Below are 20,594 nucleotides of genomic sequence, written 5' to 3'. Positions count from 1 at the left end.
CCTACGGCTTCCTCGTGGCCGAGCGCTGCCTTTTCCCCCCTCAATCCCGCTTCACCGCGCGGCGGCTCAAGACACCTGCGCTATCCAAAGGCTTCCAGCCGCGCGGTGCCGGTCCGGCCTGAGCGCCACGTGCCGCACTCAATCGCCAGCATTCGCCGCCGCCTCACCGTCGGCCTTGTCCACCTCCTCCCGCGCTGCCCCTGCTGCCTGCAGAAACAGCGTATACGGCCAAGAAGCAAGTGACACAGTAAGACTATCGGTCCAGTCTGAAATGGTAGGATGTGCGGATCGTGCCAGGGACGGGCATGTCGTCCCGCATCGCCGGCTTGAACCGCGACAGCAGCGCCGCCCGCTTCGCGGAGTCGTCGAGCGTGGGATGGCCCGAGCTCCGCAGCAGCTCGACCTCCAGCACACGGCCGGCCTCGGAGATGCGGAGCAGCACGGACACGGTCCCCTGCTCCCCGCGCTGCCGGCTGAGATAGGGGTATTCCGGCTCCGGGTTGCGTACGCCGTCCAGCAGCCCGGGCGGCGAGACCCGGCCCAGCGCCTGGCTGCCGCCGGCGATGCTGGCCTGCGCGCCGGCGCCGGGCGTGGCGGCCATCGGTGGCGGCCCGGGCGCCCGCGCCGGGGGGGCGGCCTGCGCCGGGGCCGGGGCCTGCCTGGCTGGGGCCGGACGGGCCGACGGCGGCGGCGGCGAGGGCATCGGCGGCGGCAGGGGCAGGGCCTCGGCGGTTTCGGGCTCCGCCTCGGTTGCCGGGGCGGACGGCGGCAAGGGCAGGACCTCGGGCGCCTCGGGCTCCACCTGGGCTGGCGGGGCGGGCGGCGGCAGGGCCACCGGCGCGGGCGCATCGGGCGGCACCGGTGGCAGCGCCAGCGCGAGGCTGCCCGGCGCCGGTGGCGGAGGGGCGACCGGCGGCGGGGACACCGCCGGGTCGGGAGGTGGCAGGGCGGCCTCGCGCGGCGGCGCGGGCGCCTCCGGTGGCGGCACGGGTGGCGCGGGCGCGGCGGCCATGGGCGCGGACGGCGGGGGCTGTGCCATGGCCGGCTCGGGCGGGGGCGGCCCCTCGACCGTGGCGGGCTGGCCCGGGGTCTCCGTCGCCTCGCCGGTCGCCAGCGAAGCCTCCTCCGCTTGGTCCCAGAGGAACTCGACGCCCGTCTCCCCCGGCGCGGCAGGGGGCGGCGATCGCTGCAGCAGGAACAGCGCCGCGCCCAGCACCGCGCCGTGCAACAGCAGGGAGGCGAACGGCGCCCAGGCCGGCAGCAGCCGGCGGGAGGCCAGGGCGGGGCGCCCCTCCATCGCCGGCGCGATCGGGGCGGCTTGGGCCAGGGCGGTCACAGCACCAGCACGCCGTGATGCTTGGCCTTGCCCTCGGGCTCGACATGGATGGTGATGGTCGCGCCCTCGATCTCGGCCTTCAGCGCCGCCTCGATGCGGTCGCAGATGGCATGCGCCTGGTCCACCGTCATCTGGCCCGGCACCACCAGGTGGAATTCGATGAAGGTCAGCCGCCCGGCATGGCGGGTGCGGAGGTCATGCGCCTCGATCGCCCCCTCCGCGCTGGTCGAGACGGCGCCGCGGATGCGGGCCAGCAGCCCGGGCTCCACCGCCTCATCCATCAGCCCGCCGACGGATTCCCGCATCAGCTTGCTGCCGGACCAGAGGATGTTGAGCGCGGTCAGCGCCGCCAGCAGCGGATCCAGCCAGAGCAGGCCGGTGGCCGCCACCGCGCCGACACCGATGAGCACGCCGGCCGAGGTCACGACATCGGCCAGCAGGTGGCGGGCATCGGCCAGCAGGGCGGGGGAACGGGCCCGCCGTCCCTCCCGGAAGAGCAGCCAGGCCCAGCCGGCATTGATGGCGGTCGCCACCGCCGAGACCAGCAGGCCGGCCACCGCCTGCTCCGGCGCGCGCGGCGCCTGGAAGGCGCCCCAGGCCTCGTGCAGGATGGCGATGGCCGCCAGGACGATCAGCGCCCCTTCCAGCACGGCGGAAAAATACTCCGCCTTGGCATGGCCATAGGGGTGGTTGGCATCCGGCGGCAGGGCGGCGTAGCGCACGGCCAGCAGCGCCGCCCCGGCGGCCGCGACGTTCACCACGCTCTCCAGCGCATCGGCCAGCAGGGCGACGCTGCCGGTCAGCCACCAGGCGCCGAGCTTCAGGGCCAGCACGATGCAGGCGATGGCGACGCTGGCGGCGGCGTAGCGGAGGACGCGCGTCATCAGGGGGCGACGGACAGGGCGGCCAAGGCGGCGGAGCTCCGGGGATGAGAGGGGTTCATGCCCCGAGCGGCGCGGCCGGGGCAACCCCCTGGGGGCGCGGACGGGCGCCGCCCGCCCCGGCCTGCGGCCGTCCCTGTCCGGCGCGTCATCGGCGCGTCATGCGCGGCGGCCTCAGCCCCGCCCTGGGGCTTGCGCGCGCCAGGAACGGCCCGGGGCCTCCCCCGTTCGACTCCACGGATGATGGAAGGGGGAGGCAACCCATGGCCCAGGACTCCGCCAAGGTGGATGGCGGTACCCCGCCGCGCAACCCCGGCGACCAGTCGGCACCGGGCACGTCCCAGACCGGCATGGTCCCCTGCCCCGCCTGCCACGGCAGCGGGCGCCGGGACGCGGCGGCCTGCCCGGATTGCGGCGGGACCGGGCAGGTGGTGCAGATCGTCGGGGATGCCTGAGGCGATCGCGGACGGGCGCGAAAGCCAGGGCACGTGACGCCGCCCCGCCAGCAACGGCCGCCCGCGGATCGGCCTGCGGCGCGGAATGCGCTTCGCCGCGGCGGGCGGGCGTCCCTCCGCCCTTAGATCGCCGGCGCGTCCAGCACCTCGAAGACCGAGCCGCCGTAATCCGCCTCGGCCGGGATGGTCAGCCGCCAGCCGAGCTCGGTCTGCACCATCTCCGGCATCACCGCGACCACCCGCGCCTGCCGGCTGGCCGCCAGCGCCTCCGCCACGGTCGCGAAGCGCGCCAGCTTTTCCAGGTTCTTGCGGGTGGCGAAGACCAGACGGCGCTTGCCCTGGTTGGCTTCCTCGCAGGCCTGCAGGGGCCGGATCCAGACGCTGTCCTCGCTCTCATGCCCGTCATGCACCGCCACCTGGTCGGGCGGCGCGGCGGCCAGGAAGAACTGCGTGTCGAACCGCTTGCTGCGGGAGGCCGGGGTGATCCAATGGGCGAAATGCACCATGGCATCCATCGCCGGCTCCAGCCCCTCGGCCGCCAGCATGGCCGAGAGCGGCACCTCGCCCTTCGCCACCGCCGCGCGGTGCAGCGCCTCGATCCCCAGCAGACGGGTCGCATCCACCAGCGCCTCGCTGCCGCGCGGGCGCGCCAGCAGCACGCCGCATTCCTCGAAGGTCTCGCGGATGCCGGCGATGCGGAAGCCGTCCATGGGGTCCGCGCCGCCGAGCGCCTTGTCGTCCTCCTCCACCCGGCCGCCCGGGAAGACCAGGGCGCCGCCGGCGAATTCGATCTCCCGGTGGCGGACCACCATGAAGACCTCGATCCCGGCCTCGCCGTCGCGGACCAGCAGGACGGTCGCGGCCGGCCGCGCGGGAACCGGGGGTTTCGCGTCTGTCATCCCATTCTCACTCCGCACGCAGGCCAAGGGCACGGATCAGCGGCGTCCAGCGCGCGCTCTCGGCCTGGATGAAGGCGCCGAACTGCTCCGGCGTGCCGCCGACCACCTCGCCGGCCTGGCGGGTCTGCACCGCCTCCCGCACCGCCGGCTCCGCGGCCACTGCGTTGAAGACGCGGTTCGCCGCGGCGACGATCTCGGCCGGCAGGCCGGCCGGGCCGAGGATGCCATGCCAGACCATGGCCTCGAAGCCCGGCAGGGTCGCGGCCAGCGGCGGCACGCCGGGCACCTGCGCGACGGGTGCGCGGGAGGTGACGGCGAGCGCCTTCACCTTGCCCTCCCGGATGAAGGGGAGCGAGGTGGAGACGGTCATGAAGGTGCTCTGCGTCTCGGCGGCGATGATGCTCCGCGCTACCTCCGCGCCGCTGCGATAGGGCACCGGCGTCATCTTCAGGCCGAGCTCGCGGTTCATGAATTCCTGCGCGAGATGGCCGATATAGCCGATGCCGGGATGGGCATAGGGCATGTCGCCGCGCTGCCGCGCCAGGGCGACGAAGCCGGCCACGTCATTCACCGGAAGGGAGGCCGGGACGACCAGCGCGAGCGGCAGGTTCACCAGATGGCAGATCGGGGTGAAGGCGGTCGCGGGGTCGTAGGGGGTGCTCGGCTGCAGTTCCCGCGCGATGGCATTGGCGCTGAGGTCGGCCATCATCAGCATGGTGCCGTCCGGCCGCGCCTGCGCCACCGCCGCGCCGGCAATGGTGCCGCCTGCGCCGCCGCGATTCTCGACCACCAGGGTCTGGCCGCCGGCATGCGGCGGAAAGGCATTGGCGATGGTGCGGGAGAGGGTATCGGCCGCGCCGCCGGCGCCGAAGGGGACGATGAGCCGCACGGGACGGTCCGGCCATGCCGCCTGCGCCCGGCCCGCGCGCGGCAGGCCCAGCGCGGCCCCCATCGCCAGCAGCCCGGCCTCGCGCCGTCCGATCACCCCAGCCTTGGTCATTATGGTTTTCCCCTTCCGGACGGCGGGACACTGCCCCGCCCTCCGGATGGGCGCAACCGGGCGGCGGCATGCCCCGGCCGGACCGGCCGCGGTGCGCCTTCCCGCCTCAGGCGAAGCTATAGTCGCCGGCGACCAGCAGCCTGCCCGCGTCCTTGTCCGCCTGGGTGACCTGGATGGTCAGCAGATCCACTTGGCTGGCCGGTTCGGAATCGGCCGAGTCATAGATCCGGTAGTACTGGAGCAGCGGGTTCGCTGCGGAATAGCCAGCGAACTCGACATGCGCCTCCGGCGAGTAGCCCTTGAAGACGATCCTGTCCTGGGTGCCGCCGGTGCCGAGGCCATCGAAGCCGCGGATGACATCGCCGCCGCCGGCCGCCGCCCAGCCGGTCGAGGCCGGCGTGAACACGAAGAGATCCGCGCCACCACCGCCCACGAGAACGTCGGCCCCCGTGCCACCGACGAGCGTGTCATTGCCGAGGCCGCCGACCAGGCTGTCCTGGCCGAAGCCGCCGCTGAGCGAATCATGCCCGCCACCGCCATCCAGCCGGTCGGCGCCGAAGGTGCCGATCAGCGTGTCGTTGAAGGCACCGCCGAGGATGGTGTCATTGCCCTCCTGGCCATTGACCCAGAGCGCAGTGGTGGATTTGCGACCGTCATAGAGATCGCTGCCGCTGGTCAACATCGTCAGTGTCATTCAGTCCCCCGTCATCCGCATTGCCCGCCATGCGGCGGGCATTCCCGCAGCGCGACACCAAGCTGGCGCGGTCCATGCCGCCGCCCTGGTCCTGTCGCACCGTAAACCTCGAAGCGGTGTGCGATTTGCATAAAACAACCATAAGTTCAATATACAAATCTTAACAAAGTTAACAGATTGCATGATTTGTATCGGCGGATGATGTCCGCCCGCCGGCGTGTTGGCCGCGCCGCATGGATAGGCGGGCCGCACGGCTCCCCATCCCGGCTCTCGCTGCCTGATCGTGGAGGGAGCCGCCTCCGCATTCCCCGCTGCCTGCACTACCCTGCCGTTGCACGCCAAGGGGATTTCGCATGACCTGGTCCATCCTCGCCCATGACCCGGCGACGGGCGCCTTCGCCGTCGCCGTCGCCACCTGCAATTTCGCCGTCGGGGCGAGTTGCCCCTTCCTCCGCGCCGGGGTCGGGGCGGTGTCCACCCAGTCCTTCACCAATCGCTACCTGGCGCCGGCCATCCTGGACGGGCTGGAGCGCGGCCTGGCGCCGGCGGACGCCATCGAGGGGGCGCTCGCGGGCGACAGGGGGCGGGGCATCCGGCAGGTGCATGTGGTGGACCGGCATGGCCGCAGCGCCGCCTGGACCGGCGGGAATTGCGTGGAGTGGTGCGGCGACAGCCCGGAGGAGGGCTTCTCGGTGGCCGGCAACATGCTGGCCGGCCCGGCGGTGGTGGAGGAGACGGTGGCCGCCTTCCGCGCCGGCGCCCACCTGCCCCTGCCGGAGCGGCTGATGGCGGCGATGGAGGCCGGCGAGGCGGCGGGCGGCGACAGGCGCGGCAGGCAATCCGCTGCCATGCTGATGACGACGGTCGAGGATTTCCCCGACCTCAATCTCCGCGTGGACGACCACCAGGAGCCGCTGCCGGAGTTGCGCCGGCTGCTCGGCCTCTGGCGGGACGTCCGGGCACCCTTCCTGCAGGACGCGCCGCGCAAGGCCGACCCGTCCGGGCTGTGCGACATCGACCTGATCGAGGCGGGGTGGAAGGCACGCGGGGTGCCCCTGCGCTTCCGGCGTTAACAGGGTGCGACATTGATCGCGCAAACGTGGCGTGCGCAGCGGGAGCGGATACTTCAGGTTGTGAATACGAAGTATCGTATTCCCGTCTGGAGCAAGATATGGCCTTTCTCCCCGGCACGCGCCGCAACGACACCCTGCACGGCACCGCCGATGGCGATTGCATCCTGGCCGGGGCCGGCCATGACCTGATCCTGGGCGACGGGCCGGACGGCCCGCGCCCGGCGATTTTTCCGGAGCCGCCCTCCGGCCCGGCGCCAAAGGGCAACATGATCGGCGCCGGCGCGGGCAACGACACCGTCTACGCCGGCTATGGTGCCGACATGGTGCATGGCGGGCATGGCGACGACCTGCTGCTGGGGTGGGGCGTGCTGGCATCCGGCAGCTCCCATGCCGAAGCCTATGCGCGGGATGCGGATGGCAGTGACATCCTGTTCGGCGGCGCCGGGGCAGACACGATCCGGGGGGGCGGCGGCAATGACCTGCTGGCGGGCGGCGCGGGCGATGACCGGCTGGAAGGCGGAGTCGGCGCCGATACCCTGATCGGCGGGGCCGGGGCGGATGTCTTCGTCTTCGGCGCGCTGGATGCCAGGGCACGCATCATGACCTATGACACGCCGGGCGACGTGATCGTGGATTTTACCCCGGGAGAGGACCGGCTCGACCTCTCGGCCTTCGCGGCGTGCCTGCCGGGCGTGCCGGTGGATGTGCTGGCCGAGACCGGCTTCACCGACCCTGCGCGGCTGCAGGTCCGCAGCGTATTCGATGGCAGCAACACCCAGGTGGAGATCCACCTCCCGGGCAGCGCGAGCCTCGGCGTCGATGCGCGCATCACCCTGCTCGGCGAGCACCACCTGACGGCACGGGACGTGATCTTTGCCTGAGCAGCGCGGGCTGCGGGGGGCCTGTCCCGCAGCCCGCCGGTGGTCAGGCCGCGGCGGAAGGACGCGCCTTCATCCGCGCGTGATGCGCGCCGACCGCCTTCAACTCCGGGTTCAGGGGCTGGCCGACATTCGTCCCGAAATCGAGGAAGCAGAAGAGCAGGATGTCGGCGAGGGTCAGCCGCTCGCCGCAGATGAACTCCCGCCCCTGGATCTGCCCGTCCAGCCAGGCGAGCCTCTCCTGCGCCGTCAGCTTCAGGTCGTCCGCCGCCTGCGGGATGCAGCGGATGCGGTTCTGGAAGAGCTTGAGGCCCTCCGCGAAGCGGAAGCCGTTCGTCATCGGCTCGACGATGTTGAGATCGATGCGCCGCACCCACATGCGCGTCTCCGCCCGCTCCCGCGGCGTCGCGCCGATCAGGCTGGTGCCGGGCGTGATCTCGTCCAGGTACTCGCAGATGGCGGTGATCTCGGCCAGCACCGAACCGTCATCGAGTTCCAGGCAGGGCATCTGCCCCGCCGGGTTCTTCGCCATGTAGGCGGGCTGGCGGTTCTCCCCGCCGCGCAGGTCGATGGTGGTCTTCGGGATCTCGATCCCGCGCTCCGCCATGAACATGCGGACGACGCGCGGGTTGGGCCCGACGGAATCGTAAAAGTGCATGCGTTGCCTCCCTCAGCGCCGCCAGTGTCGCGGCGCCGGGGTTGGCCGTAAAGACCCCGGGCCTCAGCGTCCCAGCCAGACCGCCTGCGCCTGCCGCTCGATCTGCGCGACGCGCGCCGCGACCTCCTCGGCGGTGATCGAACTGACCGGGTGGTCGATGACCACCGGCCGGAGGCCCGGCATGCCGAGCGCGGCGCGGGTCAGCGCCGTCTCCCGCTCGAACTCGGTGGTGATGATGCAGGCGGCGGGCACGCCCAGCCGCTCCAGCGCGATGCTGTCCCGCACGCAGCAGGAGCAGCAGGAGCCGCAATCGCCGATCGCGGTCAGCACGATATCGCATTCCGCGGCGATGCGCGCGATCAGCGCCGGATCGGCATCTTTGGAGAAGCTGTGCTTCACATAGTAGTTGGCCGCGGCGAAGCGGAACTGCGGTTCCAGCGCCGCCTGCGCACCGCGCAGCAGCTTGTTGGCGTTCCACTTGCTGTTGTCGAGGATGCCGAGGCGGAGCCCCTCCAGCGCGCCCGGGCGGGGGGCGAGCGGCGTTTCGTCATTGTCCACCCGGCCGCGCGGGTCGAAGACGAAGACCTGGCCGCTGTCGAGCCTCTGGAGCATGATCGGTTCCTCCCGTCAGATCGCGCAGACGCCGCCGGCGCAGTCCGGCCCTTCTGGCGCCTCGGCGGTGCCCACCGGCTTCACCACCGGTGTGTTCATGTGCCCCCAGCCGGGGATGAAGGCGGAAAAGCGCCCGGCCTCGCCGCCCACCACGAAGAGGTGGATGTTGTCCGGGCTCGGCACGATCGGGATGCGGCTGTCCGGGTCCCGCCGGTACCATTTCGGCAGGTTGCGGTTGTAGACGCGGCCGTAGCGGTGGTTCCGCGAGATCAGCCGGAAGGCATTGCCGCTGTGCATCCAGAGATAGTGGCGGATGTCATGCCGGGTCCAGCCATGCCGCGCGATGGTCCGGGCATGCTCCAGGCCGAGCGCCACGGCGCAGTGGCCGGAGAGCACCGCGTTGTTGGAGGCGATGGTGCTCATCGCCGAGCAGAGGGTGTCGAGGATGCCCTCCGGGTCGTTGCACTGGTGGTCGGTGACGCTGTGCGGCGCCTCCGCCGCCATGGCGAAGACCGTGCTGTCCTCCGGCTTCCAGCCCTGCTCCACATGGTAGGACGCGAAGGGCGACTGCGCCTCGTTCTCGCAGATGGCGTAGCTGTACTTCGCGGGGTTGCCGAGGGTGCATTTGTCGAGATCGGGCGGATGACCGCCGCCGACATTGAGCAGGATCAGACGGATGGCGCGGCCGATCGTGGCATTCGCCCGGTTGCCGGGACCGAAGGCATTGCCGCCGCCATTCATCCCGATCTCGCGCGCGACCGGCCCGTTCACGATGACCAGCGGCGCGGCCATATGCGTCGTCGCCTGCACGCCGTTGAGGTTGAAGGCCTGGTCGGTCAGCGCCAGCATCGCCGCCCGCAGCACCGGGGCGTAGGCGGGCAGGCAGCCGGCCATGACGGCATTCACCGCCAGCACTTCCCGCGTCAGCACGCCCCAGCGGGGCGCCACCTTGCATTCCACCGCATCCGGCTCGCCGCCGAGGGCGGCGACGAAGGCCTCCACCTTCTCCCGGCTCGGCGGCACCACGGGCAGGCCATCCGTCCAGCCCTGGGCGTAGTAGTATTCGACGAGGTCGGTGCCGGCCTCGACGGCGGTGGCGATCGACATCCTGGTTTCCTCCGGTTGCCGCCATCCTGCACCGGGTGGCGTCCCGGGACCAGCCGGGGCCTTTTGGCCTCCGCCCGGGCCGGACACCAGCGGATCGCCGTTCAAAACTGAACGGCGATCCGCTGGTGCCTTTTGTTTTTCGAGCAGATGAACGCGTCCGGTCGTTCACGGCCTCCCGCGATCTGCTTTAGCATCCGCAGGCCCTCGCCCGGTCCGCGCAGCAGGTCAGCGCGGACCGGGCGGGGTCATCACGAAGGAGGGGCATCACGCTCGGGGCCGCATTGCGACCTCCGGCGATTTGCTCCAGGGAGGGACCCAGGATGATCCATGAGTTGCGCGTCTATCACTGCCTGCCGAACCGCATGCCGGCGCTGCTGAAGCGCTTCGACACCGTCACGCTGAAGATCTGGGAGCGTTTCGGCATCCGCCAGGCCGGCTTCTGGACCACGCTGGTCGGCCCCTCCAACCATGCGCTCTACTACCTGCTGGCCTGGGAGAGCCTAGCCGAGCGCGAGGAGAAGTGGAACCGCTTCATCGTCGATCCGGAATGGATCGCCGCGCGCACCGCGTCCGAGGCCGACGGGCCTATCCTGGAGCGGGTGGAGAACCTGTTCCTGCAGCCGACCGCCTTTTCCTCGGTGAAGTAGGCCCCGTTCGATGACGGGTGCACCGAAGGCGCGGGCGTCCGGATCGGACGGGAAAGGAGAGTGACATGGCAGGCCCCCCGACCTTCGCGACGCCGCCGGGCTTCCTCGGCATCACGCGGCAGGACCGGGGGGCCGCTGTCTGCATCGCCGGCCTGCCGCTCGATATCGGCACCACCAACCGTGCCGGCACGCGGGACGGGCCGGCTGCCATCCGCCGGGCCAGCCGCATGCTGGTGGATGGCGTCCATCCGCAGCACTGGACCGATCCGCGCGACCTCGACATCGCCGATCTCGGCGAGTTCGAGCTCGCGCTCGGCGACATCCGGGCGAGCCATGCCCTGATCGAGACCCAGGCGGCGGAATGCGCGCATCTCGTGGCGCTCGGGGGCGAGCACGGCATCACCCTGCCGCTGCTCCGCGCCCTCGCCCGCCGCCTCGGCGGCCCGGTCGGGCTGCTGCACATGGATGCGCATCTGGATACCTGGGAGACGAATTTCGGTCAGGCCTTCGCCCATGGCTCGGTCTTCTTCCATGCCATCCGGGAGGGGCTGGTGGAGCCGCGGCGGATGATCCAGATCGGCATCCGCTCTCCCGTGGACCGGGAGACCTGGGACTGGACCCTCGGCCAGGGCGTCACCGTGGTGACGGCGCAGGAGGCGCATGAGACCACGCCCGCCGCCCTCGCGGCCCGGGTGCGGGCCGTGCTGGGCGATGGGCCCAGCTATCTCTCCTTCGATATCGATGCGCTGGATCCGGCCTTCGCCCCGGGAACCGGCACGCCGGAGGTGGGGGGCCTCGCCTCCTGGCAGGCGCAAGGGATCCTGCGGCGCCTCGGCGACCTCGCCTGGGCCGGGATGGATGTGGTGGAGGTGGCGCCGGCGCATGACCAGGCCGAGATCACGGCGCTGGCGGCCGCCACCATGGCCTGGGAATACCTGGCGCTGCTGGCGAAGCCGTAACCCGGCTGGCCGCCGGGCCTTCGCTTCCCCACTGTTGCCGGCAAGTTTCCGGCAATCTTCCTATATTCCCGGCGGCCATGCCTGTAGGTCCGCCGAGGGGCTGAAAAAAAGCATGGCAATTTCCGCCGCCACGCCCTATTTCTCCGGCCGCGCCCGGTCCGTGCCAGGCGCTGACGCCATCGCACGTGCCGCGAGCCCCAGCGGGATCCGTTGATCCGGGGCACAGCAACGACGGGACGCGTCCTTTTCGTCCATGCCGGCGCCGAGAGGCGTCGGGGTCGTGAGGGATTGCCTGTGTCGCTCGAACGGTTCGCCGCGATGCGAAGTCCACACCGCATCGCCTGAAGGCCGCCCCGGCCGCCCCTGCGGCGCCGGCCAAGCCCCCTTTCTGCCTGTTGCCCTGCCGGTGCGCGCCCGCGCGTGCCGGGATGCCGTGAGGACTGCCTGAGATGGACCTGATCCGTGCCCGCGCCGCCGTGGCGCCCCTGCGCCGCGAGTTCGACACCGCGACTGCCCTGCCCAGCGTGGATGCCCTGGTCGCCGTGACGCGGCCGGAGGAGCCGATGCACTGCCTGCGCCCCGCCACCATCGCCGCGGCGGCTTCGGCCTTCGTCCAGGGCTTCCCGGGCGAGACGCTCTATGCCGTGAAGTGCAATCCCGAGCCGGCCGTGCTGCGCGCGCTCTGGGAGGGTGGCGTGCGTCATTTCGACTGCGCCTCGGCGGCCGAGGTGGCGCTGGTCCGGACCATGTTCCCGGAGGCCGGCATCCACTTCATGCATCCGGTGAAGGCGCGCTCCGCCATCCGGGAGGCCTGGCAGCGCCATGGCGTGCAGGATTTCGTGCTGGATACGGCCGAGGAACTGGCCAAGATCCTGGCGGAGACCGGCGCCGGCGCGGATCAGGGCCTGGGGCTGTTCGTACGCCTCGCGCTGCCCAAGGGCGTCGCGCGCTACGACCTCTCGGGCAAGTTCGGCGCCGAGGCCGAGGAGGCCGCGGCCCTGCTGCGCGCCGCGCGGCCGCATGCGGCGCGGCTCGGCCTGCATTTCCATGTCGGCTCCCAGTGCCTGGATCCGCTGGCCTGGCGGCGCGCCATGGAACTGGCCGGCTCGGTGATCCGCGCGGCGGGCGTCCCGGTGGAGGTGGTGGATGTCGGCGGCGGCTTCCCGGTCGCCTACCCGGATGTCACCCCGCCCCCGCTCGGCGCCTTCTTCGCAGAGATCGAGGCGGCCTTCGAGGCGCTCGACCTGCCGGGCGCGATGCTGTGGGCGGAGCCGGGCCGGGCGCTGGTGGCCGGCGGCGGCAGCGTCGTCGTCCAGGTGCAGCAGCGCCGGGGCAGCGACCTGTACGTGAACGACGGCGTCTATGGCGCGCTGTCGGATGCGGGCGCGCCGGGCTTCCAGTTCCCCTGCCGGCTGGTCCGGCCGGAGGGCGAGGTGTCCGGGACGCTGCAGGGCTTTGCGCTGTACGGCCCGACCTGCGACAGCGCCGACCGCATGGCCGGCCCCTTCTGGCTGCCGGAGGATGTGCGGGAGGGCGACTGGATCGAGATCGGCCAGCTCGGCGCCTATGGCGCCTGCCTGCGCACCGCCTTCAACGGCTTCGACCGGGCGCGCCTGGTCGAGGTCCGGGACGGCCCGATGCTGGGCGAGGAGGCCGGCGAGGTGCCGGAGCGGATGGCCGGCGAGACGCTACGCCCGGCGGCCTGACCCTGCCCCGGCGGGCACAAAGGACCCGGGCGGTCGCGGCGCACGCATGCGGGCCGCGGCCGCGCCGGCGGGCCGCCCCCCGACGAAACACCCTGATTGCCGCCGCCGGTCCGCCGCCGGCGGCGTTCCTTCACGCATGCCCTGGAGTGCCTCACCCGTGATCCACGCTTCCTTCTCCGGCCGCCTGGTGATGCTTGGCTTCGGCAGCATCGGCCAGGGCGTGCTGCCGCTCATCCTGCGCCATGTCAGTATCCCGCGCGAGAACATCACCATCGTGACGGCCGAGGAGCGCGGGCGCGAGGTCGCGGAGGAATACGGCATCCGCTTCGTGGTCGAGCCGGCGACGCGCGAGAATTATCGCGACCTGCTGACCCCGCTGCTGGGGAAGGGCGACTTCCTGCTCAACCTGTCGGTCGATGTCTCCTCCGTCGCGCTGATGCGGCTCTGCCAGGAGCTGGACGTGCTCTACCTCGACACCGTGGTGGAGCCCTGGGCCGGCGGCTACACCGACCCGTCCCTCACCCCCTCCCAGCGCTCGAACTATGCGATGCGGGAGGAGGCGATCGCGCTGCGCGGGATGGCGCGCGGCGGCCCGACCTGCATCACCGCGCATGGCGCCAATCCCGGCCTGGTCAGCCATTTCGTCAAGCAGGCGCTGCTCGACATCGCCCGCGACACCGGCGCGCCGGTCACGGCACCGCCGCCGGCCAGCGACCGCGCGGCCTGGGCGAAGATTGCCCAGTCGCTCGGCATCAAGGTGATCCATATCGCGGAGCGCGACACCCAGGTGGCGGGCTTCCCGAAGCGGCCGGGCGAGTTCGTCAACACCTGGTCGGTCGATGGCTTCGTGGGTGAGGGCTGCCAGCCCTCCGAGCTCGGCTGGGGGACGCATGAGAAGGCGATGCCGGCGGATGGCCACCGGCACGGCTTCGGCTGCGACGCGGCGATCTACCTGATGCGGCCGGGCGCCTCCACGCGCGTCCGCACCTGGACGCCGCTGGAAGGCCCCTTCCATGGCTTCCTGATCACGCACAACGAGAGCATCTCGCTGGCCGACTACTACACGGTGCGGCAGGCGGACGGGACCGTCGCCTACCGCCCGACGGCGCACTACGCCTACCACCCCTGCGACGACGCGGTGCTCTCGGTGCATGAGCTGGCCGGCAAGAACTGGCAGATGCAGCCGGAGAAGCGGCTGATGACCGACGAGATCGTCCGCGGCATGGACGAGCTCGGCGTGCTGCTGATGGGCCATGCGAAGGGTGCCTACTGGTACGGCTCCCGCCTCTCCATCGAGGAGGCACGGCGGCTCTGCCCGCACAACAACGCCACCTCCCTGCAGGTGACGGTCGCCGTGCTGGCCGGCGTGATCTGGGCGATGGAGAATCCGCGCCGCGGCCTGGTCGAGTCCGACGAGATGGACCATGACCGCATCCTCGAGATCTGCCGCCCCTATCTGGGGGAGGTCGTCGGCGCCTATTCCGACTGGACGCCGCTGCAGGATCGCGGCGCGCTGTTCCCGGAGGCGCTCGACCGTGAGGATCCCTGGCAGTTCAGCAATATCCGCGTGTTCTGACCCGGGCGGGCCGGTCCGCCGACCGGCCCCTCGGCCGTCCTCAGTTCAGGATGAAATCCTGCGGCCGGAGCTGGTACTGGCCGAGCAGCTCGATCTCCACGGTCGGCGCCTCGGGCGCCGTGACCGGACCATCCGGCGTGCCGAGCGGCGCCGCCACCTGCAGCACCGTCCTGCCCTCCTCGATCACATAGCGCAGCTGCGTCACGGAACTCGCCTGGAAGGGCTCGGTCCCGCGGAATATGAGGGTGGGCGCATCCGGCTCGTACAAGAAGAGGTTCCGGTACGGCGTAAGGTCGAGCCGGTCCTCGCCCTGCCGGAAATCGAGAATGACATCCCGCTGGTCAGGACCGACGCCACCATCGATCTGGAAGGAGGAAACGAAGGGCTCCACGCCGCGTCCGAAGCGGAAGACGTCGGGACCCTCGCCGCCGATCAGCGTATCGAGGCCGATACCGCCGACCAGCGTATCCGCGCCGGCGCCGCCATCCAGCAGATCGCCGCCGCCCCCGCCATAGAGAAGGTCCTTGCCCTCGCCGCCGAACAGCAGGTCCGGCCCGTCCACCGAGACCACCGCACCGCGCCCTGAGGGGCTGCCGCCGAAGGTGCCATAGCCATACACCGTGTCGTCGCCGGCCTCGGCAAGCACGATATCGGCTCCGAAGCCGGCAAGGATCGAGTCATGGCCACCGCCGGCCAGGATCACGTTGTTGCCCGGGCTGCCGCCAAATTCCGGCGGCAAGGGGCCATCCGACATCGGATCATTGTCACCGAACACCGTGTCATTGCCGGCCGCGAGCAGGATGAGGTCGTCCCCCGCGCCGCCGGCCACGGAATCCGCCCCGCCCAGTCCGCGGATGGTGTCCTCCCCCGCGGTACCCCTGAGCGTGTCGGCGCCCGGTGTTCCGGTGATGACAGTCATGCTCCTGCCCTCCCGGCAGCCATGACGCCCACAATTGCTGCCCGGCTGCCCCGGGCGCAAACACGCATGCGCGATGCCGCTCAGGGTTGCAGCACCAGCGCCCCCGTCACCTGGCCGGCGCGCAGCCGGTCCAGCGCCGTGACCGCCTCCGCCAGCGGCAGCACCTCCACCTCCGTCCGCACCGGCACCTTCGGTGCCAGCGCCAGGAAGGCCTCGCCATCGGCGCGCGTCAGGTTGGCGACCGAGCGGAGGATGCGTTCCTCCCAGAGGATGGCGTAGGGAAAGGTTGGGATGTCGCTCATATGGATCCCGGCGCAGACCACCACGCCGCCGCGATCCACCGCCCGCAGCGCCGCCGGCACCAGCGCGCCGACGGGCGCGAAGATGAGGGCGGCATCCAGCGGCTTCGGCGGCACCTCCTCCGAGCCGCCGGCCCAGGCGGCGCCGAGCCCCCGCGCGAAATCCTGCGCCGCGGAATCATCCGGACGGGTGAAGGCATAGACCTCCCGCCCCTCATGCCGCGCCACCTGCGCGACGATATGCGCCGCCGCGCCGAAGCCGTAGATGCCGAGCCGCCGCGGATCGCCCGCCATGCGCAGCGCCCGGTGGCCGATCAGCCCGGCGCAGAGCAGCGGCGCCGCCTCGGCATCGCCATAGGCTTCCGGCAGGGCCAGGCAGAAGCGCGCATCGGCGACCGCGTATTCGGCATAGCCGCCATCGATCTGGTAGCCGGTGAAGCGCGCCTCGGCGCAGAGATTCTCCCGCCCCGAGCGGCAGAAGCGGCAGGTGCCGCAGACATGGCCGAGCCAGGGGACGCCGACGCGCTGGCCCGGCGCGAAGCGCTCCGCCCCGGGGCCGGTCGCGACCACCCGGCCGACGATCTCATGGCCCGGGATGACGCAGGGCTTCGGCGAGGGCAGTTCGCCATCCACCACATGCAGGTCGGTGCGGCAGACCGCGCAGGCGGCGACGCGAAGCAGCACCTGGCCGGGGCCGGGTTGCGGGTCCGGCACCGCTTCCGCCACCAGCCGTCCCGGGCCGTGCAGCCGCATCGCGCGCATCCCAGCCCCCTCCTGCGCCATGACCTGGAAGGTAATCGATTCCGCACGCCCGCCGCGCCACCCTTCCCGCATCACGGTCCCGAGGAGGTCGTCATGGGCTGGTCGGTCGAGAACTGGCAGCGCTTCTGGAGCGCCCCGAGCGCCGAGGTGGCACGCGCCCGCATCCCCACCGTCGTCGTGCCGGAGGTCACCGCCACCTGGCCGCGCAGCGCGCGGCAGGTGCGGGGAGCGGAGGAGTATGCCGGGCGGGTGGTGACGCTGCTCCGCCTGGTGCCGGACCTGCGGCTCGACCTGGCCGAGCAGGCGCGGGAGGGCGATGTGGTCTTCCTCCGCTGGACCGCCCGCGGCACCGGCCCGGACGGCCCCTTCACCGGGATCGGCACGGACCGCCTGCGGCTGCGCGAGGGGCTGGTCACCGACAATCTCATCATGTCCGACATGCCGGTCTTCGAGCACCTCGCGCGGGCGACGGGCGGCTGACGGACTGCCCGTCAAAGCCCGCCGCTACCCGGCCATCGCTACCCGTTCGGCTTCAGCACCTGCCGCAGCACATTGCCCTCGGCCAGCCGGTCGAAGCCGGCATTGATCTCCGAGAGCGGCAGGAAGCCGCTCTTCAGCGAGCCGACCGGCAGCTTGCCGCGCCTGTAGAGACCGAGGAAGCGCGGGATGTCCCGCTCCGCCACGCAACTGCCCATATAGCTGCCGAGGATGCTCTTCTCGTCCGAGACGAGCCCGGCATGCATGTAGGAGAAATTGGCGCCCTGCGCCGGCAGCCCGGCGCTGACCACGCTGCCGCCCCGCGCGGTGATGGCATAGGCGAGTTCCATCGCCCTGATGTTCCCCGCCGTCTCGATGACGGTGTCCACGCCGCCATCGGTCGCCGCCTTCACCTGCTCGGCGCAATCCGGCTCGGTCGCCAGGAAGGTCTCCGTCGCGCCCCATTGCCGGGCCAGGCCCAGCTTCTCCGGATTGGCATCGACCGCGATGATGCGCTCCGCCCCGCCCGCGACGGCGGCGAAGAGCGCATTCATCCCGACGCCGCCGAGCCCCACCACCGCGATGGTGTCGCCCGCCTGCATCCGCGCCGTGTTCAGCACCGCGCCGGCGCCGGTCATCACCGCGCAGCCGAAGATCGCGGCGTCCTCCAGCGGGATGGAGGGGTCGATCTTCACCGCGGAGCGGCGCCCCACCACGGCGTACTGCGCGAAGAGCGAGAGGCCGCTGCCGTGGTTGATCTTCTCCCCGTTCAGGCGGCTGATGCGCTTGGCACCCGAGAGCAGCGTGCCCGCGGCGCGCGCGGCATTGCCGGCGCTGCAGATGTTCGGCCGCCCCCGCACGCAATTGCGGCAGATGCCGCAGGAGGCGACGAAGACCGTGATGACATGGTCGCCCGGCTTCAGGTCGGTGATCCCCTGCCCCACCTCCCGCACGATCCCGGCGCCCTCATGCCCGATGACGACGGGCAACGGCCGCGGGCGGATCCCTTCGATGGCCGAGAGGTCGGAATGGCAGAGGCCGGCGGCGGCGACCTCGATCAGCACCTCGCCCGGGCCGGGCCCCTCCAGTTCCACCTCCTCGATCACCAGCGCCTGGCTGGTGGCATAGGGGCGGGGCTTCCCCTGCTCGAACATGATGGCGGCCTGCATGCGCATGGGTCGGTCCTACTCGACACGGATATTGGCGGCGCGGGCGATCTCGGCATTCTCCGCCATCTCGCGCCGGATGCGGGCGGCGAAGGCCTCCGGCCCCTCGCCGATGGCGATGCCGCCCTGCTCCTCGATCCGTCTGACGAAATCGGGGCGTTGCAGTAGGGCCAGCACGTCGGTGGCGATGCGCCGCAGGATCGGCTCGGGCAGGCCGGCGGGACCGGTGAGGCCGTACCAGGGGCTGGTATCGGGGATGCCGAAGCCCTCCTCCTCCAGCGTCGGCACGCCGGGCAGCGCCGCGACACGCTGCGGCCCGGCGATGGCCAGGGCGCGCAGCCGTCCCTCCCGCGCCAGGGTGATCGCGCCGGCGAGGGTGCTGAAGGTCAGCGGGATGCGCCCGCCGACCACATCGGCCAGCGCCGGCGCGGCGCCGCGATAGGCGACCGGCGTCAGCTCCACCCCTGCCTTGCGCATGAACATCTCGACCGCGAAGTGGCCGGAGGTGCCGTTGCCGGAGGTGCTGCTGGCCATGCCCGGATTCGCCTTCAGCGCCGCCACCAACTCCTTCACGCTGCGCCAGGGCTGGTTCGGCCCGACGAAGAGCACGGTGGGCGAGGCATAGACGAGGACGATCGGCGTGAAGTCGCGCAGCGTGTCATAGGGCAGCCGTGCATAGATGGCGTGGTTGCTGGTATGGGTGCTGGCGGTCAGCAGCAGCGTGTAGCCATCCGGCGGCGACTTCGCGACCAGCTCCGAGGCGATGACCTGGCTGGCGCCGGCACGGTTCTCGATGACCAGCGGCTGGCCCCAGGCCTGCTGCAGCGGGTCCTGCAGGATGCGCGCGGCGAAATCGGTCGGCCCGCCGGCCGGGAAGCCGACGATCAGGCGCACCGGCCGGTCCGGCCAGGCGCCTGATGTCCCCTGGGCGGCCGCGGCGCACGGCAGCAGCGGCAGGGTGGCGAGCGCCGCGAGGCGGCGGCGGGTGAAGCGCATCCTGTTTCCTCCTCCGGGGCATTCTTCGGCCGGCGGCGCAGCGCGAAGGTGCCGCATGTCCCTGGTGACGGGGCGTGGTGCCTCCGGGCCTTCCCCGCGCCGCGCCATCCTATTCCGCCTTGATGCCCGCGGCCTGGGCGATGGCGGTCCAGCGCGCAATCTCGGCGCGGTAGCGCGCCGTGAAGTCCTCCGGCCCCTCCCCCACCGGGATGGCAGCCTGGGCCAGGAAGCGCTCCCGGATCTCCGGCTGGTTCAGCAGGCCGGTGATGTCGCCCGCGATCCGCCGCTGCACCGCCTCCGGCGTACCCGCCGGCACCAGCAACCCGTACCAGACGCCGCAATCCGGGATGTCGAAGCCCAGCTCCTTCAGCGTCGGCAGGTCCGGCAGTGCCGCCACGCGGCTGTCGCCGGCGACGGCCAGCGCCCGCAGCCTGCCCTCGCGCAGCAGCGGCATGGCGCCCGCGAGCGTGCTGAAGGTGATCGGCACGCGGCCCGCCACCACATCCGCGAGCGCCGGCGGGGCGCCGCGATAGGCGACCGAGGTGAGATCGATTCCCGCGGCGCGGCGGAAGGCCTCGCCGGCGAAGTGACCTGGCGAACCGACGCCGGAGACGGCGTAGGAAAGGCCGCGCTGCGCCTTCGCCGCCGCCACCACCTCCGCCACGGACCGCCAGGGCGTGTCCGGCGCGGCGAAGAGCACGGTGGGCGAGATGTAGATCAGCACCACCGGCGCCAGCTCCGCCGGGTCATAGGGCAGGCGCGGCTGGATCGCCGGGTTCATGGTGTTCGGGCTGTTGCCGAGCAGCAGCGTGTGGCCGTCCGGCGCGCTGCGCGCCACCGCTTCCGAGGCGATGATGCCATTCGCGCCGGCGCGGTTCTCGATCACCAGCGGCTGACCCCAGAGCGCCTGGAGATGCGGCTGCAGCAGCCGGGCGGCGAAATCGGTCGGACCGCCCGCGGGATAGCCGATGAGGAGCCGGACGGGCTTCTCCGGCCAGGCGCCCTGGGCGCGGGCGGCGCCCGGGGCGGCGAAGGGCATGGCGAGGCCCGCGGCCAGCAGCGCCCGGCGGCCTGCGGCCGGCAGCGCGCCCGCCCGCGTCCCGGCCGGCCGGCCCTCTTGCTTCGGCATCCGCTCCTCCCGCATCGGCGGCCTTGCCGGCCGCGCTTTCCCCGGCAGCACGATCCGGCCCCGGGCCGGACCCGTCAAGCCGCCGCAACCCCCGCCCCGCGCCGCCGTTCTGCCGGCCTGACCGGAACGGAGGACAGTGCCATGACCCGCGGCCTCGGCGGGCATTCGCCCGCGAATGTCACCCATCACCTGAAGGGCATCCATTTCCCCGCGAAGAAGCAGGACCTGATCCAGCAGGCGAAGAAGAACGGCGCCGAGAAGGACATCATGGATGTGCTGAACGGCATGGAGGACCAGGAATTCGCCAGCATCGCCGAGGTCATGAAGGCCGTCGGCGAGGTCGAGCGCGGCATGCAGAGCTGAGG

Annotated in this window: 22 protein-coding genes; 9 read left to right on the top strand and 13 right to left on the bottom strand. The window is 71.9% G+C overall.

Annotated elements, in window-relative coordinates; genetic code table 11:
- Positions 1-253 precede the first annotated feature (253 nt).
- Positions 254-1,336 (bottom strand): energy transducer TonB, encoded by a 1,083-nt coding sequence (locus LHA35_RS22125; RefSeq protein WP_226612115.1) that lies wholly within the window; start codon positions 1,334-1,336, stop codon positions 254-256.
- On the bottom strand, positions 1,333-2,220 hold the full coding sequence (locus LHA35_RS22120) for a cation diffusion facilitator family transporter (protein WP_226612113.1): 888 nt from the start codon (positions 2,218-2,220) through the stop codon (positions 1,333-1,335). The genes LHA35_RS22125 and LHA35_RS22120 overlap by 4 nt, the downstream gene beginning before the upstream one ends.
- A 260-nt stretch (positions 2,221-2,480) precedes the next feature.
- On the opposite strand from LHA35_RS22120, the gene LHA35_RS22115 reads away from it, so the two are divergent.
- Entirely contained in the window at positions 2,481-2,672 is a 192-nt protein-coding gene (locus LHA35_RS22115; RefSeq protein WP_226612112.1) for a hypothetical protein, read from the top strand.
- A gap of 122 nt (positions 2,673-2,794) precedes the next feature.
- Here LHA35_RS22115 and LHA35_RS22110 read toward each other — a convergent pair whose 3' ends face one another.
- The 3 genes from LHA35_RS22110 to LHA35_RS22100 form a co-directional block, all read right to left on the bottom strand.
- Positions 2,795-3,571 carry an NUDIX hydrolase gene (locus LHA35_RS22110; RefSeq protein ID WP_226612110.1) on the bottom strand — a complete coding sequence of 259 codons (777 nt, stop codon included), beginning with the start codon at positions 3,569-3,571 and terminating at the stop codon, positions 2,795-2,797.
- Positions 3,572-3,578: 7 nt separating this feature from the next.
- The gene (locus tag LHA35_RS22105; protein WP_226612108.1) at positions 3,579-4,571 is read right to left on the bottom strand and encodes a Bug family tripartite tricarboxylate transporter substrate binding protein; all 993 of its coding nucleotides are present in this window, start codon (positions 4,569-4,571) and stop codon (positions 3,579-3,581) included.
- Positions 4,572-4,677: 106 nt separating this feature from the next.
- A complete protein-coding gene (locus LHA35_RS22100; protein WP_226612106.1) occupies positions 4,678-5,265 on the bottom strand; it encodes a calcium-binding protein in 588 nt (195 codons plus the stop codon).
- A 353-nt stretch (positions 5,266-5,618) separates the two neighbouring features.
- On the opposite strand from LHA35_RS22100, the gene LHA35_RS22095 reads away from it, so the two are divergent.
- Together LHA35_RS22095 and LHA35_RS22090 are read left to right on the top strand one after the other, a co-directional pair.
- Positions 5,619-6,338: a DUF1028 domain-containing protein gene (locus LHA35_RS22095; RefSeq protein WP_226612105.1), complete on the top strand. Its 720-nt coding sequence runs from the start codon at positions 5,619-5,621 to the stop codon at positions 6,336-6,338.
- Positions 6,339-6,436: 98 nt separating this feature from the next.
- Positions 6,437-7,219, top strand: coding sequence for a calcium-binding protein (locus tag LHA35_RS22090; protein WP_226612103.1), 783 nt, complete (start codon positions 6,437-6,439; stop codon positions 7,217-7,219).
- A gap of 43 nt (positions 7,220-7,262) precedes the next feature.
- Here LHA35_RS22090 and LHA35_RS22085 read toward each other — a convergent pair whose 3' ends face one another.
- The 3 genes from LHA35_RS22085 to LHA35_RS22075 all read right to left on the bottom strand — a co-directional run bounded on the left by LHA35_RS22085 (position 7,263) and on the right by LHA35_RS22075 (position 9,593).
- Positions 7,263-7,874, bottom strand: a complete 612-nt coding sequence (locus tag LHA35_RS22085) for a glutathione S-transferase family protein (RefSeq protein WP_226612100.1) — start codon at positions 7,872-7,874, stop codon at positions 7,263-7,265.
- A 63-nt stretch (positions 7,875-7,937) separates the two neighbouring features.
- A complete protein-coding gene (locus LHA35_RS22080; protein ID WP_226612098.1) occupies positions 7,938-8,486 on the bottom strand; it encodes a UGSC family (seleno)protein in 549 nt (182 codons plus the stop codon).
- A gap of 15 nt (positions 8,487-8,501) precedes the next feature.
- Positions 8,502-9,593, bottom strand: coding sequence for a hypothetical protein (locus tag LHA35_RS22075; protein ID WP_226612096.1), 1,092 nt, complete (start codon positions 9,591-9,593; stop codon positions 8,502-8,504).
- 320 nt (positions 9,594-9,913) lie between these two features.
- Here LHA35_RS22075 and LHA35_RS22070 point away from each other — a divergent pair, with 320 nt between their 5' ends.
- From LHA35_RS22070 to LHA35_RS22055, 4 genes are all read left to right on the top strand, one after another.
- Positions 9,914-10,240, top strand: a complete 327-nt coding sequence (locus LHA35_RS22070) for an NIPSNAP family protein (protein ID WP_226612089.1) — start codon at positions 9,914-9,916, stop codon at positions 10,238-10,240.
- Positions 10,241-10,305: 65 nt separating this feature from the next.
- Positions 10,306-11,199 (top strand): agmatinase, encoded by an 894-nt coding sequence (gene speB, locus LHA35_RS22065; RefSeq protein WP_226612088.1) that lies wholly within the window; start codon positions 10,306-10,308, stop codon positions 11,197-11,199.
- Between the two features lie 449 nt (positions 11,200-11,648).
- Positions 11,649-12,905, top strand: coding sequence for a type III PLP-dependent enzyme (locus LHA35_RS22060; protein WP_226612086.1), 1,257 nt, complete (start codon positions 11,649-11,651; stop codon positions 12,903-12,905).
- A gap of 157 nt (positions 12,906-13,062) precedes the next feature.
- On the top strand, positions 13,063-14,481 hold the full coding sequence (locus LHA35_RS22055; protein ID WP_456316089.1) for a homospermidine synthase: 1,419 nt from the start codon (positions 13,063-13,065) through the stop codon (positions 14,479-14,481).
- Positions 14,482-14,521: 40 nt separating this feature from the next.
- Here LHA35_RS22055 and LHA35_RS28775 read toward each other — a convergent pair whose 3' ends face one another.
- Complete coding sequence (locus tag LHA35_RS28775) at positions 14,522-15,400, bottom strand: calcium-binding protein (RefSeq protein WP_264185713.1); 879 nt, start codon at positions 15,398-15,400, stop codon at positions 14,522-14,524.
- A gap of 80 nt (positions 15,401-15,480) precedes the next feature.
- Entirely contained in the window at positions 15,481-16,461 is a 981-nt protein-coding gene (locus tag LHA35_RS22040) for a zinc-dependent alcohol dehydrogenase family protein (protein ID WP_226612084.1), read from the bottom strand.
- Between the two features lie 93 nt (positions 16,462-16,554).
- Between LHA35_RS22040 and LHA35_RS22035 the strand changes: the two genes are divergently transcribed.
- Positions 16,555-16,941 (top strand): ester cyclase, encoded by a 387-nt coding sequence (locus LHA35_RS22035; RefSeq protein WP_226612083.1) that lies wholly within the window; start codon positions 16,555-16,557, stop codon positions 16,939-16,941.
- 38 nt (positions 16,942-16,979) lie between these two features.
- Here the strand turns inward: LHA35_RS22035 and LHA35_RS22030 are convergent, their stop codons facing one another.
- The 3 genes from LHA35_RS22030 to LHA35_RS22020 form a co-directional block, all read right to left on the bottom strand.
- Entirely contained in the window at positions 16,980-18,113 is a 1,134-nt protein-coding gene (locus LHA35_RS22030; RefSeq protein WP_226612081.1) for a zinc-dependent alcohol dehydrogenase family protein, read from the bottom strand.
- A 9-nt stretch (positions 18,114-18,122) separates the two neighbouring features.
- Positions 18,123-19,100, bottom strand: a complete 978-nt coding sequence (locus LHA35_RS22025) for a Bug family tripartite tricarboxylate transporter substrate binding protein (protein ID WP_226612079.1) — start codon at positions 19,098-19,100, stop codon at positions 18,123-18,125.
- A gap of 109 nt (positions 19,101-19,209) precedes the next feature.
- The gene (locus LHA35_RS22020) at positions 19,210-20,229 is read right to left on the bottom strand and encodes a Bug family tripartite tricarboxylate transporter substrate binding protein (RefSeq protein WP_226612078.1); all 1,020 of its coding nucleotides are present in this window, start codon (positions 20,227-20,229) and stop codon (positions 19,210-19,212) included.
- A 141-nt stretch (positions 20,230-20,370) separates the two neighbouring features.
- On the opposite strand from LHA35_RS22020, the gene LHA35_RS22015 reads away from it, so the two are divergent.
- A complete protein-coding gene (locus LHA35_RS22015) occupies positions 20,371-20,592 on the top strand; it encodes a DUF2795 domain-containing protein (RefSeq protein ID WP_226612076.1) in 222 nt (73 codons plus the stop codon).
- Positions 20,593-20,594 lie beyond the last annotated feature (2 nt).

It is taken from the genome of Roseicella aerolata (assembly GCF_020523605.1).
Lineage (GTDB): Bacteria > Pseudomonadota > Alphaproteobacteria > Acetobacterales > Acetobacteraceae > Paracraurococcus > Paracraurococcus aerolatus.
This window is presented reverse-complemented; position numbering and strand designations above follow the sequence as displayed.

What these genes read in the sequence shown, in the direction of transcription:
- LHA35_RS22020 (WP_226612078.1), bottom strand. Translation starts at nt 20,229, where the DNA reads ATGCCGAAGCAAGAGGGCCGGCCGGCCGGGACGCGGGCGGGCGCGCTG.
- LHA35_RS22120 (WP_226612113.1), bottom strand. Translation starts at nt 2,220, where the DNA reads ATGACGCGCGTCCTCCGCTACGCCGCCGCCAGCGTCGCCATCGCCTGC.
- LHA35_RS28775 (WP_264185713.1), bottom strand. Translation starts at nt 15,400, where the DNA reads ATGACTGTCATCACCGGAACACCGGGCGCCGACACGCTCAGGGGTACC.
- LHA35_RS22070 (WP_226612089.1), top strand. Translation starts at nt 9,914, where the DNA reads ATGATCCATGAGTTGCGCGTCTATCACTGCCTGCCGAACCGCATGCCG.
- LHA35_RS22100 (WP_226612106.1), bottom strand. Translation starts at nt 5,265, where the DNA reads ATGACACTGACGATGTTGACCAGCGGCAGCGATCTCTATGACGGTCGC.
- LHA35_RS22080 (WP_226612098.1), bottom strand. Translation starts at nt 8,486, where the DNA reads ATGCTCCAGAGGCTCGACAGCGGCCAGGTCTTCGTCTTCGACCCGCGC.
- speB (WP_226612088.1), top strand. Translation starts at nt 10,306, where the DNA reads ATGGCAGGCCCCCCGACCTTCGCGACGCCGCCGGGCTTCCTCGGCATC.
- LHA35_RS22040 (WP_226612084.1), bottom strand. Translation starts at nt 16,461, where the DNA reads ATGCGCGCGATGCGGCTGCACGGCCCGGGACGGCTGGTGGCGGAAGCG.
- LHA35_RS22060 (WP_226612086.1), top strand. Translation starts at nt 11,649, where the DNA reads ATGGACCTGATCCGTGCCCGCGCCGCCGTGGCGCCCCTGCGCCGCGAG.
- LHA35_RS22090 (WP_226612103.1), top strand. Translation starts at nt 6,437, where the DNA reads ATGGCCTTTCTCCCCGGCACGCGCCGCAACGACACCCTGCACGGCACC.
- LHA35_RS22015 (WP_226612076.1), top strand. Translation starts at nt 20,371, where the DNA reads ATGACCCGCGGCCTCGGCGGGCATTCGCCCGCGAATGTCACCCATCAC.
- LHA35_RS22025 (WP_226612079.1), bottom strand. Translation starts at nt 19,100, where the DNA reads ATGCGCTTCACCCGCCGCCGCCTCGCGGCGCTCGCCACCCTGCCGCTG.
- LHA35_RS22075 (WP_226612096.1), bottom strand. Translation starts at nt 9,593, where the DNA reads ATGTCGATCGCCACCGCCGTCGAGGCCGGCACCGACCTCGTCGAATAC.
- LHA35_RS22095 (WP_226612105.1), top strand. Translation starts at nt 5,619, where the DNA reads ATGACCTGGTCCATCCTCGCCCATGACCCGGCGACGGGCGCCTTCGCC.
- LHA35_RS22035 (WP_226612083.1), top strand. Translation starts at nt 16,555, where the DNA reads ATGGGCTGGTCGGTCGAGAACTGGCAGCGCTTCTGGAGCGCCCCGAGC.
- LHA35_RS22115 (WP_226612112.1), top strand. Translation starts at nt 2,481, where the DNA reads ATGGCCCAGGACTCCGCCAAGGTGGATGGCGGTACCCCGCCGCGCAAC.
- LHA35_RS22030 (WP_226612081.1), bottom strand. Translation starts at nt 18,113, where the DNA reads ATGCGCATGCAGGCCGCCATCATGTTCGAGCAGGGGAAGCCCCGCCCC.
- LHA35_RS22085 (WP_226612100.1), bottom strand. Translation starts at nt 7,874, where the DNA reads ATGCACTTTTACGATTCCGTCGGGCCCAACCCGCGCGTCGTCCGCATG.
- LHA35_RS22110 (WP_226612110.1), bottom strand. Translation starts at nt 3,571, where the DNA reads ATGACAGACGCGAAACCCCCGGTTCCCGCGCGGCCGGCCGCGACCGTC.
- LHA35_RS22105 (WP_226612108.1), bottom strand. Translation starts at nt 4,571, where the DNA reads ATGACCAAGGCTGGGGTGATCGGACGGCGCGAGGCCGGGCTGCTGGCG.